This is a genomic window from Verticiella alkaliphila, from assembly GCF_018904615.1.
GTDB lineage: Bacteria > Pseudomonadota > Gammaproteobacteria > Burkholderiales > Burkholderiaceae_B > Verticiella > Verticiella alkaliphila.
On record NZ_JADCNH010000004.1, the window covers coordinates 118335 to 131788 of the forward strand.

10 protein-coding genes and 2 pseudogenes are annotated in these 13454 nt (G+C 66.5%); 3 read left to right on the top strand and 9 right to left on the bottom strand.

What is annotated here, in order from left to right; genetic code table 11:
- Positions 1–78 precede the first annotated feature (78 nt).
- The 3 genes and pseudogenes from ppsR to IMZ29_RS04635 all read left to right on the top strand — a co-directional run bounded on the left by ppsR (position 79) and on the right by IMZ29_RS04635 (position 3837).
- A complete protein-coding gene (gene ppsR, locus IMZ29_RS04625; RefSeq protein WP_216181136.1) occupies positions 79–915 on the top strand; it encodes a posphoenolpyruvate synthetase regulatory kinase/phosphorylase PpsR in 837 nt (278 codons plus the stop codon).
- A gap of 20 nt (positions 916–935) precedes the next feature.
- Positions 936–2920: pseudogene (locus IMZ29_RS04630) on the top strand (3-oxoacyl-[acyl-carrier-protein] synthase III C-terminal domain-containing protein).
- Positions 2920–3837, top strand: a complete 918-nt coding sequence (locus IMZ29_RS04635) for a DUF6999 family protein (RefSeq protein ID WP_216181140.1) — start codon at positions 2920–2922, stop codon at positions 3835–3837. The pseudogene IMZ29_RS04630 and the gene IMZ29_RS04635 overlap by 1 nt, the downstream one beginning before the upstream one ends.
- Before the next feature lie 155 nt (positions 3838–3992).
- Here the strand turns inward: IMZ29_RS04635 and IMZ29_RS04640 are convergent, their stop codons facing one another.
- The 9 genes and pseudogenes from IMZ29_RS04640 to rseP all read right to left on the bottom strand — a co-directional run bounded on the left by IMZ29_RS04640 (position 3993) and on the right by rseP (position 13451).
- A complete protein-coding gene (locus IMZ29_RS04640; RefSeq protein WP_216181142.1) occupies positions 3993–4799 on the bottom strand; it encodes a TrmH family RNA methyltransferase in 807 nt (268 codons plus the stop codon).
- Between the two features lie 78 nt (positions 4800–4877).
- Positions 4878–5552, bottom strand: coding sequence for a ribonuclease HII (rnhB, locus tag IMZ29_RS04645; RefSeq protein WP_216181144.1), 675 nt, complete (start codon positions 5550–5552; stop codon positions 4878–4880).
- Entirely contained in the window at positions 5542–6702 is a 1161-nt protein-coding gene (gene lpxB / locus IMZ29_RS04650) for a lipid-A-disaccharide synthase (RefSeq protein ID WP_216181146.1), read from the bottom strand. The genes rnhB and lpxB overlap by 11 nt, the downstream gene beginning before the upstream one ends.
- 2 nt (positions 6703–6704) lie before the next feature.
- Positions 6705–7493, bottom strand: a complete 789-nt coding sequence (gene lpxA / locus IMZ29_RS04655) for an acyl-ACP--UDP-N-acetylglucosamine O-acyltransferase (RefSeq protein ID WP_216181148.1) — start codon at positions 7491–7493, stop codon at positions 6705–6707.
- 3 nt (positions 7494–7496) lie between these two features.
- Positions 7497–7943 carry a 3-hydroxyacyl-ACP dehydratase FabZ gene (gene fabZ, locus IMZ29_RS04660; protein WP_216181150.1) on the bottom strand — a complete coding sequence of 149 codons (447 nt, stop codon included), beginning with the start codon at positions 7941–7943 and terminating at the stop codon, positions 7497–7499.
- Positions 7944–8075: 132 nt separating this feature from the next.
- A pseudogene (gene lpxD / locus IMZ29_RS04665) lies at positions 8076–9208 on the bottom strand (UDP-3-O-(3-hydroxymyristoyl)glucosamine N-acyltransferase).
- A gap of 25 nt (positions 9209–9233) precedes the next feature.
- Entirely contained in the window at positions 9234–9728 is a 495-nt protein-coding gene (locus IMZ29_RS04670) for an OmpH/Skp family outer membrane protein (protein WP_253206859.1), read from the bottom strand.
- Positions 9729–9970: 242 nt separating this feature from the next.
- Positions 9971–12256 (bottom strand): outer membrane protein assembly factor BamA, encoded by a 2286-nt coding sequence (bamA, locus tag IMZ29_RS04675; RefSeq protein ID WP_216181388.1) that lies wholly within the window; start codon positions 12254–12256, stop codon positions 9971–9973.
- 115 nt (positions 12257–12371) lie between these two features.
- Positions 12372–13451 carry an RIP metalloprotease RseP gene (gene rseP / locus IMZ29_RS04680; RefSeq protein WP_216181155.1) on the bottom strand — a complete coding sequence of 360 codons (1080 nt, stop codon included), beginning with the start codon at positions 13449–13451 and terminating at the stop codon, positions 12372–12374.
- Positions 13452–13454: the final 3 nt, after the last annotated feature.

A 13454-nucleotide genomic window follows, 5' to 3' on the forward strand; every position in this document is an offset into this window, starting at 1 on the left:
GGGGTGCCGGCCCTCGCGCCGGGCCTGTAGACCCAACCCCGGCAACCTTGGCGGATTGTACGCGAACCACCCCCCAACATGACGCAACCAGACTCTACGGTCAAGCGCACCGTTTTCATCGTGTCCGACGGCACCGGCATCACTGCCGAGACCTTCGCCAACTCGGTGCTCTCGCAGTTCGACATGGCGAGTTTCCGGCAGATCCGGATGCCCTTCATCGACAACCTGGAGAAGGCCGCGGCCGCGGCCGCCCGCATCGACCGCACGTTCGACGACGAAGGTCTGCGCCCGATCGTCTTCAGCACGCTCGTCAATCCGCGCATCAACGCCCGTGTGCGGCAGGCGCACGGCCTCTTCATGGATTTGTTCGCCACCTTCGTCGCGCCGCTCGAGGAAGAGCTCGGCATCAAATCGAACCACTCCGTGGGCCGCACGCACTCCCAGGTCGATTCGCGCCAGTATCACAACCGGATCGAGGCCATCAACTTCAGCCTCGCGCACGACGATGGCCAGCTGAACACCGGCCTGGAGATCGCCGACGTGATCCTCGTAGGGGTGTCGCGCTGCGGCAAGACCCCGACGAGCCTGTACCTGGCCATGCAGTACGGCATCAAGGCGGCCAATTACCCCCTGATCCCGGAAGACTTCGAACGCGGCGGGCTGCCGGGTTCGATCGGCCAGTACCGCGACAAGATCTTCGGCCTGACGATCCAGCCCGAGCGTCTGGCCGAGGTCCGTCACGAGCGCCGCCCGGACAGCAAGTACGCCTCGCTGGAACAGTGCCGCTACGAAGTGGCCGAAGCCCAGCGCATGATGCGTCGCGAGGGCATCCGGTGGCTCTCCACGACGACCAAATCGATTGAAGAGATCGCCACCACGATCCTGCAGGAACTGCGCCCCGGCGCGGTGAGCTGAGGCTCGCTGCTGGATCCGACATGCCCCTCCGTTTTGACCGTGTCCACGTCGAGAGCGCCGCCCTCGCGTTTCCTGGCAACCCTGTCGCCAACGACGCGATGGACGCCTACATCGCGCCGCTGAACCGCGCGTCTGAACGCATCAAGCGACGCGTGCTGGCCGAAAACGGCATCACCCAGCGCTATTACGCACTCGACGCCGACGGTCGCACCACGCACACGCACGCGCAACTGGCGGCTGCCGCTGCCCGGGCGTGCCTGGATCTGGCCAAGGCGACGCCGGCCGATGTCTCGCTGCTCGCCGGCGGCTCCTCGGGCGGGGACGTGCTGATGCCGGGATTTGCCAACATGATCCAGGGCGAGCTCGCTGCGCCGCCCATGGAGACCCTGTCGCTGCACGGTATCTGCGCCGCGGGCGTGGCCGCCGTCCAGGCCGCGGCGCAAGCCATCGAGCTCGGCGCGCATGCCCGCGCCCTGGCGATCGCCGCCGAGATGCCGTCACGCCTTTTCAAGCGCTCGCGCTTCGCCAGCCGCGGCTACGAGGCCGACTTCGACTCGCAATTCCTGCGCTGGATGCTCTCGGACGGCGCCGGTGCCCTGCTGCTGGGCGATGGCACCGCAGGGCGGCCCACCGCGCAGCCCGGCATCGCCCTCAAACTCAAATGGATCCACCAGCGTTCCTTCGCGGGCGACTATCCCGTGTGCATGCAACTGGGCCTGACGCTGGACCGCCAGCACGGCCATCTCGACTACCCGTCCTGGGCCGACGCCGAGGCGACGGCGCGCTCTCGCTGCGCCAGGACATACGGCTGCTGCCGCACCTCTTTGACGTCAGCATCCACGAGTATGCGCAGCTGGTGCGCGACGGCTGGATCGACCCAGCGCGCGTGGATCATTTCCTCTGCCACTACTCATCGGCGCGCTTCATTCCCGTCGTCGAGGATTTGATGGACAAGGCGGGCCTGGCGATCCCGCGCGAGCGTTGGTGGAGCAATCTCGCCTGGCGCGGTAACACGGGCGCGGCCTCGATCTTCATCATGCTGGCGGAATTCCTGCAGACGCGCTCCCTGGCCCCGGGCGAGCAGATTCTCTGCTTCGTACCCGAATCCGGGCGGTTCACCTGCGCCTACATGCTGTTCGAAGCCGAGGCGGCGGCGCCTGCGGGGACCGCGTCGGCCGGATCTGCGGTGTCGCGCCCTGTCGCGGCTACGCCGAGCCCGAACCCCGCAGATGGCCCGAACCTGGCCGCGCGGGCCCACCCGGAGCCGATGCCTCGGCAGGAGCATGATGAAGGCATCGCCGCCCCGCACGACCCGGCCGACGCCCCCGACCTGCTTCGTCCCCTGCTGACCGAACTTGCCGCCATTTGGCACGACTACCGCTCGCGCGTCTGGCGCACGCCGCTCATTCAGGCCCTGCGCGAGCAGCGCTTCACGGTCGAGGACTACCAACGCTGGATGGCCCACTGGGTGCCGCAAGTGCGCGAAGGCAGCCTGTGGATGCGCGAGGCTGCCGCGTCCCTGACGGGCCCCTACGCGGCCCTGGCCGGGCTCATCGAGCACCATGCGAGCGACGAGCAGAACGACTTCGCCTTCCTCTTCGAGGATTACCGGCGCGCGGGCGGCCCCATCGAGGACATCGACGCCTTGCGCCGCAACCCCGGCGGTGACGCCCTCAACGCCTATCTGCACGGCCTGGCGGCACGGCCGAATCCGATCGGGCTGCTGGGCGCGATCTACATCATCGAAGGTACGGGTCAGCGCATCGTGCCCCACCTGCTGCCGCTCTTGAAGACCGCGCTGCCGTTGCCGCCCGAGACCTACCGCTTCCTGCACTATCATGGCCTGAACGATGAAGACCACCTCGCCCGCTGGCTGCAGGCGGTGCAGATGGTGATGGCCGTGGACGGCGCCGAACGGGCCCAGTGGGAGATCATCGACACCGCACGGCATACGGCCACGCTCTACCAGATGCAGTTCCAATACGTCATGGAGCCCGGCCACTGATGTCCTCGCCACCTCACAGACCGGACTTCCTCGACAAGCCGCACGATCCGCAGGATCCCGATCCCTGGCTCGCGCTGTACCTGGATCGCAGCACGCCGCTGCCCGATCACGTCAAGGCGGCGTGGCTGAAGGACTCGAGCAGCAGCTCGCGCCAGTACCTGCTGCCCTTCCTGCGGCCGCTGGCCCGCCTCTGCATCATCCTGATCCAGGTCGTCAAGACCTTCACGCCCCGCCGCTGGTCGCACTCCCGGCTGCTGCATCGCATCCTGGCCTGGGGACTGGATCGCTTCGTGTCGCCCGAAGCCAACTGGCTGATCCTGCGCCATTTCCACATGGGCTCGCAGATCCTGAGCTTCATCGGCACCAATGCACCGGCGCCGGTGGCCACGACGCCGCTCACCCCGATGCAGATCGCCGATCTCGAGGACGACCTCTTCGTCAAGCACGACCTCAACCTCTTCAACTTCGTGATCCGGTTGAATCAGGCCCTGCAGGCCAAGGGTGTGACGATGACGCCACCCGAGCGCCTCGATTACGCGATGATCGCCGAGCCGCCATTGCAGATCGCGGACATGCCGCGGCGGCGATTCAACGTCATCGACCTGCAAAGCGCCATCGAGCTCTTCACGCCGGTGTACCAGCTGCTGCTGACGGACAACGACTTCTGGCGCGCCACCAATTCGCTGCAGCTGGACGAGACCATCGGCATCTATGCCGCGCAGTTGCTGCACGCGCCCGAGCATCTCATCCTGGTGAACAACCACCATCCGCTCATTCCGCTGTCGACGCTGCGCGCCGGGCACCGCCTGGTGCTGCACGGATTGTCGACGGAGATGCTGCACAGCCTCTTGATGCAGCACAAGCGTCAGCAGGCGGGTGAGATCGCGAGCGCGGCTGGCGAGGTCACTGGCGCCTAGCAGACCTGGCGAGCTCGACAGGAACCATGACGGGGGAGATCCGGCACGAGGCGAGCGTGCCAACCGGAGCAGGACCACCGCCGCAAGACCGAAGTCGCCAGCCACGGCGCGTCGCGGTCATCGCGCCCGCGCCAGTCAGTCTGCGACGCGCCGGATCAGGCCGTCGCCAGACGTCGGCGGCGCTGCTCGAACAGACACACGGCCGCAGCGGCGGCCACGTTGAGCGATTCCACGCCGCTTGCTTGCGGAATGTGCACGCGGATCGCCGCCGCAGCTTGCAGGCTCGGATCCACGCCCTGTCCTTCATGGCCGAAGCACCAGGCGGTGGCCTGGGGCAGGACCAGGTCCGGCGCGTAGAGGCTGGCTGCACGCTCCAGGGTGGTGGCCACCAACGGTGCGCGCACGCGCCGCAGCACGTCGTCAGGCGACAAGCCTTCGACGATACGCAAGGCAAAGTGCGCGCCCTGCCCCGCCCGCAGCACCTTCGAGGACCACGCCGCCGCGCTGCCCGCGGTCAGGACAGCGCAGCCCACGCCAGCGGCGGCGCAAGTGCGCAGAATGGAGCCGACATTGCCCGGATCCTGGACGCGATCCAGCACGACACAATCGCCGGTGATCGGCGCGTCGACATCGCCGCTGCCCGGCACGTCGACGAGGAACCCCACGCCCTGCGCGCCGGCGATATCCGACACCGATGCCAGCAGTCCGCCATCGAACACCAGCACCGTGTGCGGGTCCAGCCCCTGGAGCAGATCCTGGAGATCCGCACGCCCGGCATCCAGGGCGGCACCATCGACGACGGCCAGGCGCGGCTGGCCGATGCGTTGCCGATACTCCTGGCACAGGTGCACGCCCTCCAGCCAGGCCGGCAGGCCCGCCTTGCCCGCATCACGCGCGTCCAGCCGCAGCTGCTTGAAGACCGGATTGGCGCGGGCGGCAATGCGCTTGAAGGACAAACTCATGACAAGGAGGAGGAAACGCAGGAAGTCGAGACGCCATCATAACTGGCGCTCCGCGGGCACCACGTCCGGGTTGCCGCGCTACCAGAGCGCCAGCATCGGCTCGGCGGGCGGCAGATCCCGTTGCAGCGTGGCGCGCACAGGGGCAAAGCTGCGCCGGTGCTCGGGGCAGGCGCCATGCGCCAGCAGCCGCTCCAGATGCAGCGGCGTACCATAGCCCTTGTGCTGGTCGAAGCCGTATTCGGGATACTGCAGGTGCAGATCGCACAAGGCACGATCGCGCGCCGTCTTGGCGAGAATCGATGCAGCCGAGATCGCCGGCACGAGCGCGTCGCCCCCGATCACGGTCTCCACCGCGCAAGCGAGCTTCGGCGCCCGGTTGCCATCCACCCGCGCGAGATCGGGCGCGACGCCGAGACCCGACACAGCCCGGTACATGGCGAGCATGCTGGCCTGCAGGATGTTCAGCGAATCGATCTCGGCCACGGTGGCCACGCCAATGCACCAGGCTTTCGCCCGCGTGCGGATCTGCTCGGCGAGATCTTCGCGACGGGCCGCCGTCAGTGCCTTGGAATCATCCAGGCCATCGATGGACCGACGCGGATTGAGCACCACGGCCGCGGCATACACCGGGCCCGCCAGCGGGCCACGTCCGGCTTCATCCACGCCGCAGATCACACGCTGGCGACGGCGCACCGGTTCGGCCGGCGCAGCCTCCTCGATGACGAGTGACAGATTGAACGCGTCAACGGCCATGATCGGCCACCTCCAGGATACGCTCGGCCGCAAGACGCGGCGTATCGCGAGCGAGCGTCTCGTGCATCTCGGCAAAGCGGGCCTGCACGTGCCGCACCTTGGCCTCGTCGATCAGCCAATCCCAGACGGCATCGGCCAACCGCTGCGGATTCACGTCGTGCTGCAGAAACTCCGGCACGAGAAACTCGCGGGCGAGCACGTTGGGCAGCCCCACCCAGGGCAGATACGGACGCTCCTGGCCGGACTTGCGCCGCATGATCCACAGCGCCAGCGGCGACACGGCATAGGCGATCACCATCGGCCGCTTGAAGAGCGCGGCCTCCAGCGTGGCCGTGCCGCTGGCCACCAGCACCACGTCGGACGCGGCCATGACATCGTAGGCGCCGCCCTGAACACAGCGTATGACGCCGGTCATGCCGGCCTCGGCGAGCACGGCCTCGAACTGACGCTGGCGCTCCGGATTCACCATGGGCGCCAGGAACTGCAGCTGCGGATCGCGCGCATGCAACAAGCGTGCTGCCGCGATGAACGGCGGCGCGAGGTGCTGCAACTCCGTTCGACGGCTGCCCGGCATCACGGCCACGACACGCGCTTGCGCGTCCACGCCGAGGCGCTCGCGCGCGCCCGCCTTGTCCGGCTGGCGCGGGATCACGCTGGCCAGCGGATGGCCCACATACGTGACGGGCACGCCTGCCTCCTGGTATAGCGCCTCCTCGAAGGGAAACACCACCAGCATGTGCGAGACGGCGTCACGGATGCCGTGGATGCGCTCGCCACGCCAGGCCCAGATCGAGGGCCCGACGAAATGCACGGTGGGAATGCCGCGCTGGCGCAGCGCCTTCTCCAGGCCGAGATTGAAATCCGGCGCATCGATGCCGACGAAGGCGGACGGCCGCTCGCGCAGCCAGCGTCGCTTCACGTTCTCGCGCATGGCAAAGAGCGAGGGCAGCCGCTTGAGCGCATCCACATAACCGAAGATCGACAGGCTATCCATGGGATACCAGGCATCCTGGCCCGCGGCCTGGAGCCGCGGCCCACCGATGCCATTGCACACCAGATCCGGGGTATGCGCACGCAGGCCTTGCAGCACCTGCGCGGCGAGCAGATCGCCCGACGGCTCGCCGGCGACCATGCCGATCTGCATGGACATGCTCAGCGGATGATGCCGCGCTCGGCGGTATCGAGGAACGCGAGCACCTGGCCCAGGCGTTCGCCGATCTCGCCACCCACGGCGGCCTTCTCGGCGATGGCCGCCTTGGCCTCGACCAGCGTAAGCCCTGAGCGATACAGCGTCTTGAACGCATCGCGCAAGGCACGAATGGCCTCGGGGCTGAACCCGCGGCGCTTGAGGCCTTCGGTGTTGATGCCCGCCGGCTTCGCGGGGCTGCCGGCGGCCATGACGAAGGGCGGCACGTCCTGCAACAGCAGCGACTGACCTCCCGTCATGCAATGGGCGCCGATCTTGACGAACTGGTGCACGCCGGTGAACCCACCCAGGATGGCGTGATCGCCCACATGGACATGACCCGCAAGCTGCGCGCTGCTCGAGAGCACGGTGTGATCGCCCACCCGGCAATCGTGCGCGATGTGCACGTAGGTCATGATCCAGTTGTCGCTGCCCACGCGGGTGAGACTCTCGTCCTGCACCGTCCCCAGATGCATGGTGACGAACTCGCGCACCATGTTGCGATCACCCACTTCCAGCCGCGTCGGCTCGCCCTTGTACTTCTTGTCCTGGGAGATCGCACCGATGGAGCAGAACGGGAAGAACTGGTTGTCGCGGCCGATGCTCGTATGCCCATCGATCACGACGTGCGGACCGATCTGCGTACCCGCATCAATGCGCACATGCGGACCGATGACGCTGAACGCGCCGACCGTGACCGTCTCATGCAGCTCAGCTGCCGGATCGATGACCGCGGTAGGGTGGATTCTCGCCATGCGTCAGGCTTCCAGTTTGCGCATTGCGCACATGAGTTCAGCCTCGGCCGCGAGCTCATCGCCGACCATGGCACGGCCACGGTACTTGCCAACGCCACGCGACGTGCGCTCGACGCTGAGTTCCAGGCGCAGCTGGTCACCGGGCACCACAGGACGCCGAAAGCGCGCACCGTCGATGCCCACGAAGTAATACACCGACTTGTCTTCCGGCTTGGCACCCACGCCCATGAAGGACACGATGGCGGCCGCCTGGGCCAGCGCCTCGAGGATCAGCACGCCGGGCATCACCGGGTGATGCGGAAAGTGGCCGGGAAAGTACGGCTCATTGATCGACACGTTCTTCAACGCGACGATCGACTTGCCGGGCTCGACATTGAGCACGCGGTCGATCAACAGCATCGGATACCGGTGCGGCAGACAGTCGAGAATGGCCTTGATATCGAGTTCCATGCGGCGGATCCTGGTGACACGCGAAAACGAAAACGCGCATTTTAGCCCGGCTGGAGCCGGGACTGGTGGGCGCGAGCTTGCAAGGCGGGACCAGCGCTGCCGGGCCGCGCCCGGCCTCCGGGGCCCGAACGGTCAATCCGCTGCGGATGGCGTCGCAGGCGACGCTGCCGCCAGCGACCGCTCGAGCGCCTGCACGCGCCGGCGCAGCTTGGACAACTGCGGCACCACGGCAGCATTGCGCTGCCATTCACCGTGTTCGAGCAGTGGGTAGATCGCCGTGTACTGCCCTGGCTTGTCCAGGTTCATCGCGACCACCGTACCACCCGAGACGACGACGTCGTCGGCGAGCGTGAGGTGACCGGAGATCATCGATGCCCCACCGATGATGCAGCGCGCACCGATGCGGGTGGAGCCAGCGACGCCCACGCAGCCAGCCATGGCGGTGTGCTCGCCGATCTGCACGTTGTGGCCGATCATGATCTGGTTGTCCAGCTTCACGCCATGCCCGATGACGGTGTCGTCGAGCGCGCCGCGATCGATGGTGGTGTTCGCACCGATCTCGACGTCGTCGCCGATGCGCACGCCGCCCAGCTGCGGAATCTTCACCCACTGACCGCGCACCCCGCGCTGGGCTGCCATGGCGTCGGGCGCAAACCCGAAACCATCGGCGCCGATCACCACGCCTGCATGCAGCACACCACGCGCCCCGATGCGCACGCCGTGATACAGCGTGACGCGCGCATGCAGCAGCGTATCGGGACCGATCTCGCAGTGATCGCCGATGACGCAGCCCGCACCGACACGCACCCCGCGCGCGAGCTTGACGCCCTCGCCCACCACGGCTTGCGGGCCGACGACGACGCCCTGGGCCAGCGTGGCAGACTCCGCCACGACCGCACTGGGGTGCACCAACGTGCTCGCCTCGGGTGTGAGCCGCTCGGCAAACCATTGCGCAATGCGCGCATAGAGCAGATAGGGATGGGCGCAGACCACGCGCGCAAAACCAGGCGCGGCATCGACCCCGAACTGCTCGGCAGCTCGCGGGCTGAGGATGACCGCACCCGCTTTGGTAGTGGCCAACTGGCTGGCGTACTGAGGGTTCGCGAGAAAGGCGATCTCACGCGAGCCGGCCTGCTCCAAGGTGCCGATGCCCGCAATTGCGGGCATGTCTTGGCATCGATGTGCCAGGTCAGGCCGTCGGCATGGACACCGGCCAACAGCGCGTCCAAAGACGGCGCTGTGGCCTCATCGAGGAAAACCGGCATGCGCGAGCGTTCCTGCTATGCCCGATCAGCGGCCAAGGGCCTGGATGACCTGGTCGGTGATGTCCACACGCGGGCTGACGGTGATGGCTTCCTGCAGCACGATGTCGAAACCTTGGGTTTCGGCAATCTGCTTGATCACCTGATCGGCACGCTCGAAGACGCGGCCCATTTCTTCGTTACGGCGGCGGTTGAGGTCTTCCTGGAATTCGATACGCTTGCGCTGGAATTCGTTGTCCAGGTTGCTCAGCTCGCGCTGACGGCGCACGCGATCCGAATCGGACATCACGGCGGCGTCCTTGTCGTACTGCTCGGACTGCGTGCGAAGACGGGTAGCGAGCTGTTGAAGCTCGGCTTCGCGCTTCTTGAATTCGGCATCGATCTTGGCCACCGCGGCCTTGGCCGGGGAGGAATCACGAATGATGCGCTCGACGCTGACGAAACCGACGCGCGTCGCGCCGCCGCCCTGCTGCTGTGCCGAGGCAACGTTCAGGGCTGCAGCCGAACCCAGTGCGGCAGCCATGAGCACGGCACGCCCGGCCCAACGGCGCACGGCCTGGCTCGGCGAAACAGTCGAAACAGGGTTCTGAGACTTAACAATCATTGAGCTCTCGCTATACGGATGAACCGAAAATGGCAAACCGCAGGATCAGTGCCAAGCGGTAATTGTGCCATTAATCCTGCACGACAAAAGGCAGACTCATGTGAAAAAGGCAAGTGCTCGTAACAATTACGGCACTTGCCTTCCCAACGGGCGACCCAGGATCAGAACGTGGTGCCGATCTGGAACTGGAAGGGCTCGGTGTCGTCACCGTCCTTCTTGTTCAGGGCGCGGCCCCACGAGATCTGCAGCGGACCCAGCGGAGAATCCCAGCTCAGGCCGATACCGGCGGAGTAGCGCAGGTCGCCGAAGTTCATGCTCTGGTTGTTGGCATACACCTGACCGCCATCGACGAACGCGAACCAGCGCAGCGTGCGGTCCTGCCCGGCACCCGGGAACGGCAGGTAGAGTTGCGAATTGAAGAAGAAGCGCTTGGAGCCGCCAATGAAGTCGTTCGTGGCAGGATCACGCGGGCCCAGCGAGCCGCCTTCGTAGCCGCGCACCGAGCCGATGCCGCCCGCATAGAAGTTCTTGAGCGGAGGATACGGCTGGCCCGAGTAGCCGCGACCGTAATCGACCTGCGCGTTCAACGCGAGGGTCATGGAACGGGTGACCGGCCAGTAGATCTGCTGTTGGGCGGTGGCACTGTAGTAACGCAGGTCACCCAGCACCGAGCCCTCGACGCTCAGGCGCGTCAGGTAGCCACGGCGCGGCGCGAGCGCGCTGTCGCGGGTGTCCCGCGTCCACCCCGTGTTCAGGATGAAGGCGTCGCTCTTGCGGCCGTACTGCGCCACGTACTCGCGATAGTTGAACGGGCTGTTGTCGTAGATCGTGATCTCGTTGCGCTCGTAGGTACCGCCAAAATTCACGCGGTCGATTTCCGAGAACGGGATCCCGAAATTCATCCCCAGACCGCCGGTCTTCAGCTCGTAGTCGCCCGTGTTGCCATACCACTGCTGTTGCTTGCGGTAGTACAGATTGGTCGAGCGGCTGATGCCGTCACGCGTGAAGTACGGATCCGTGTGGCTCAACACGATGGCACGGTTGCGGCTGCTGGTGTTGACCTGCAGGCCGAGGTTCGTGCCGGTGCCGAAGACGTTGTCCTCGCTGATGCCGCCCATGAGCATCAGGCGATCGGAGCTGCTGTAGCCTACGCCCAGGTTGATCATGCCGGTCGGACGTTCCTGCACATTGACGTTCACGTCCACCTGGTCCGGCGTGCCGGGCACGGGCTGCGTCTCGACGTCCACGCGCTGGAAGAAGCCCAGGCGATCGATCCGGGTGCGCGAGAGCTGGATGTCGGCCGCGTTGTACCAGGCGGCTTCGTTCTGGCGCATCTCGCGGCGGATCACCGTGTCGCGCGTGCGGGTGTTGCCGCCCACGTTGATGCGGCGCACGTACACGCGACGGTTCGGGTCGATGAAGAAGGTCAGATCCGCGGTCTTGTTCTCGCGGTTGATCGCGGGGTTCGGGTTCACGTTGGCGAACGCGTAGCCCAGGTCGCCCAGGTAGTCGCTGATGGCCTGGCCGGAGGCGTTGACGCGGGCGGCCGAGAACGTATCGCCCGGCTTGACCTCGATCAGGCGCTGGAACTCGCTGTCCAGGCCGAGCAGGTCGCCTGCGAGCTGCACCTCGTTGATCTTGTAGGGCTCACCCTCGTTGATCGTGATCGTGATGAAGATGTCCTGGCGATCGGGCGAGATCGACACCTGCGGCGGCTCGACGTTGAATTCGAGGTAGCCGCGATCCAGGTAGTACGAACGCAGCGCGTCGATGTCGGCCTGGAGCTTCTGGCGGGAGTACTGATCCGCCTTGGTGTACCAGGTGAGCCAGCCCGGCGTGGACAGCTGAAAGAGGCTCAGCAGCTGCTTCTCGGAGTAGGCTTGGTTGCCGACGATGCGAATCTGGCGGATCTTGGCGACGTCGCCTTCGAACACTTCAAACGCCACGCCAACGCGATTGCGCGGCAGCGGCGTGACGGTGCTCGTGATCTCGACCGCGTACTTGCCGCGGGCGAGGTACTGGTTGCGCAGTTCCTGCTCGGCGCGCTCGAGCACGGCGCGATCGAAGATCCGGCCGTCCGCGAAGCCCACCTGCGAGAGCGACTCGGTCACCGTCTTGTTGTCGAACTCGCGCATGCCATTGAAGGACACGGACGCGATCGTCGGGCGCTCCTGGACGATCGCCACGACGACGCCGTTCTGCACCTCGATGCGCACGTCGCTGAAGAAGCCCGTGGCAAAGAGCGCGCGCACGGCTTCGGTGGCTTGCGCCTGGTTGAACTGGCTGCCGACCTTCACGGGCAGATAGCCGAACACGGTACCCGGTTCGATGCGCTGCAAGCCTTCGATGCGGATGTCGCGCACCGTGAAAGGATCGAACGCGTGGGCCGCAGGCATGACGAAGGTCAGTGCGCCGGCCATGACGGCAGCGCGCGACACCTGGTGCATGAAACGGGAGGGAGACCGGACGATACCGTGCAGAGACGAGAGACGGCGCAAGGCGAGAATCCTGAAATGGAAGAATGCAATCCTGGAACATCGCGCGGCTCCCCCGCGCGACGCACTATCCCAGCAGTCTGGCGAAATCGTTGAACAAGGCTACGCCCATGAGCGCCACCAGTATCCCCAACCCCGCACGCTGACCGAACTCGAGCCAGCGTTCCGGTGGCGGACTACCGCGAATGATTTCGACGAGATAATACAGCAGGTGTCCGCCATCCAGAACCGGGATGGGCAGCAGATTCAGGATGCCGAGGCTCACGCTGACCAGCGCGACGAAGCTCACGTAGGCCATGAGACCGATGCGTGCGGTCTGTCCGGCATAGTCGGCGATGGTGACCGGCCCGCTCAGATTGCGCCAGGACGCCTCGCCCGTGACCATGCGGCCCAGCGTGCGCAGCGACAGCCAGGCAACTTCGCCCGTGCGTGCCACCCCCTGGGCCAGGCTTTCGAATGGCCCGTACTGGACGTCGACGAAACGCGTGGACATCCCGAGCTGTACGCCGATGCGGCCGGCGGCACGCCCCTCGGCGTCCGTGCCGGCGCGCGGAGTGACGGACAGCGCCAGGCGCTCCCCGGCGCGCTCGATGCGCAGCGGCACCGCGCGGTCCACGGAGCGACTCATGATGGCCACGAACTGATCGGGCGGCGGCATCTCCATGCCATCGACGGACAGGACACGGTCGCCAGGCTGCAGGCCCGCCGCAGCGGCCGCGCCATCCGGCGTCACGGCCTGGATAGCCACCAGCGGCACGCCCTGCCCGGGCTCCGGCACGCGCGTGCCGACCATGAACATCGCCGCGTAGATGAGGCTTGCCAGGATGAGATTGGCCATAGGCCCCGCGGCCACGATGGCAATGCGGCGCCACACGGACTGAGCGTCGAAGGCCTGGGCGCGATCTGCCGGCGCGATGAGATCGCCCTCGCGCGAATCCAGCATGCGCACGTAGCCGCCCAGCGGGATCGCCGAGAGCGCCCACTCGGTGCCGTTGCGATCGACGCGCTGCGCGATCACCTTGCCGAAACCCACGGAAAAGCGCAGCACACGCACGCCGCACCGCCGCGCGACCCAGTAATGGCCCAGTTCGTGGATGACGATCAGGAACCCGAGCGCCACCACGAAGGCGGCGAGTGTCAGCAGCATGCG

What these genes read in the sequence shown, in the direction of transcription:
- IMZ29_RS04670 (WP_253206859.1), bottom strand. Translation starts at nt 9,728, where the DNA reads ATGGCTGCCGCACTGGGTTCGGCTGCAGCCCTGAACGTTGCCTCGGCA.
- rnhB (WP_216181144.1), bottom strand. Translation starts at nt 5,552, where the DNA reads ATGGCCGTTGACGCGTTCAATCTGTCACTCGTCATCGAGGAGGCTGCG.
- ppsR (WP_216181136.1), top strand. Translation starts at nt 79, where the DNA reads ATGACGCAACCAGACTCTACGGTCAAGCGCACCGTTTTCATCGTGTCC.
- lpxB (WP_216181146.1), bottom strand. Translation starts at nt 6,702, where the DNA reads ATGTCCATGCAGATCGGCATGGTCGCCGGCGAGCCGTCGGGCGATCTG.
- bamA (WP_216181388.1), bottom strand. Translation starts at nt 12,256, where the DNA reads ATGCACCAGGTGTCGCGCGCTGCCGTCATGGCCGGCGCACTGACCTTC.
- IMZ29_RS04635 (WP_216181140.1), top strand. Translation starts at nt 2,920, where the DNA reads ATGTCCTCGCCACCTCACAGACCGGACTTCCTCGACAAGCCGCACGAT.
- lpxA (WP_216181148.1), bottom strand. Translation starts at nt 7,493, where the DNA reads ATGGCGAGAATCCACCCTACCGCGGTCATCGATCCGGCAGCTGAGCTG.
- rseP (WP_216181155.1), bottom strand. Translation starts at nt 13,451, where the DNA reads ATGCTGCTGACACTCGCCGCCTTCGTGGTGGCGCTCGGGTTCCTGATC.
- fabZ (WP_216181150.1), bottom strand. Translation starts at nt 7,943, where the DNA reads ATGGAACTCGATATCAAGGCCATTCTCGACTGTCTGCCGCACCGGTAT.
- IMZ29_RS04640 (WP_216181142.1), bottom strand. Translation starts at nt 4,799, where the DNA reads ATGAGTTTGTCCTTCAAGCGCATTGCCGCCCGCGCCAATCCGGTCTTC.